Genomic DNA, 1,607 nt, shown 5'->3' with positions numbered 1-1,607 from the left:
GGTTGGCCGGACTACTGGGGACGGTGCCGGCGCGAGCACAGGCCGCGGCCACGGCGGCGGCCAGTTCCGTTCCGGCACCGCTTCAGGGCATCAACCTCGGGCTCGGGAATATCGGTTCGCTGAACGTCGGTAGCGGCAACATCGGTGACACCAACCTGGGCAGCGGCAATATCGGCAGCTCCAACCCCGGCAGCGGCAACATCGGTAATACCAACTTCGGCAGCGGCAATATCGGCGACACCAATCTCGGGAGCGGCAACACCGGCAATCTCAATCTGGGCAGCGGCAATTTCGGCAGCCAGAACCTCGGGAGCGGCAATATCGGCAGCGCCAATCTCGGCCTGGGCAACATCGGTGGCACCAACGTCGGTGGCGGCAATGTCGGCGACGCGAACATCGGGTCGGGCAACAACGGCAGCCGCAACGTCGGCAGCGGAAACTTCGGCAGCAACAACGTCGGCTTCGGCAATACCGGCAGCGGGAATTTCGGTTTCGGCAATACCGGCAACAACAACATCGGGTTCGGGCTCACCGGCGACAACCAGGTCGGGTTTGGCGCCCTCAACTCCGGCAGCGGCAACGTCGGCCTGTTCAACTCCGGCACCGGGAATGTCGGATTCTTCAACTCCGGTACCGGGAACCTCGGCTTCGGCAATTCCGGCATCGGCAATTTCGGGTTCGGGAATGCCGGTGACATCAATACCGGTTTCTGGAACGCCGGCGACACCAATACCGGTGCCGCCAATGCCGGCAGCAGCAACTTCGGCCTCTTCGACTCCGGGAACTTCAACGCCGGCAGCTTCAATTCCGGCAATTCGAACACCAGCTTCGGGAATGCCGGAAATGTGAACAGCGGATTCCTGAATGCGGGTGATGTCAATTCCGGATTCGGCAACGCCGGCGACGTGAACACCGGATTCGTCAACGCCGGCGACACCAACACCGGCGCCTTCAATGCCGGCGGCCTCAACACCGGCATCTTCAGCGCGACGACCCAATCCGTGTCCAACTCGGGTTTCTTCAACGAGGGCACCGGCAACTCGGGCTTCGGTCACAACGACCCGGCAGGCAGCGGCAATTCCGGCTTGCAGAACTCGGGTTTCGGCAACTCCGGCTACGTCAACACCAGCACCACGCTTGCCCTCGGCGGCAACTCAGGAGTCCTCAACACCGGGTACGGCAACGCCGGCATCTACAACGCCGCAGTCCAGAACGCCGGCTTCTTCATCGCCGGCATCACGAGTTCCGGGCTCTTCGTGTTCGGCACCGGCAGCTCGGGTCTGCTCGTCTCGGGTGACGGCGTGTCAGGAATCGTCAAAGGGCTCTTCTGACAGCGCCGGCAGCCATTGTTGGAACAGCATTTCAGTAATTTATCCCCGAATCGGCTGGACAGATGTCTAGTGACGCATGGTTCGCGCGTGCTATCAAATTGGCCGACACAATTCTGGCGAAACTGCAGACTTTTACTGTGATCTGGCTTACGATCCGGCCATGGGCCGGTTCGCGTCGCGAGCGGCTCCTGACGAGTCAGAACGGTTGGCTGGGTTGGGGTTGCGATGATTCTGGACTTTGCGTGGTTGCCGCCGGAGATCAACTCGGCGCGGATC

At 61.7% G+C, this 1,607-nt stretch carries 2 protein-coding genes; both read left to right on the top strand.

Features of this window, described 5'->3' with window-relative positions; genetic code table 11:
* A partial coding sequence (locus AC5Y7D_RS30785; RefSeq protein ID WP_499929954.1) for an autotransporter outer membrane beta-barrel domain-containing protein occupies positions 1 to 1,331 on the top strand: 1,331 nt, incomplete at its 5' end.
* A gap of 62 nt (positions 1,332 to 1,393) precedes the next feature.
* Positions 1,394 to 1,607 (top strand): hypothetical protein (locus tag AC5Y7D_RS30780; RefSeq protein ID WP_499929952.1); only part of this gene is annotated, 214 nt, incomplete at its 3' end.

Source organism: Mycobacterium sp. NGS49, assembly GCF_059812565.1.
This window is presented reverse-complemented; position numbering and strand designations above follow the sequence as displayed.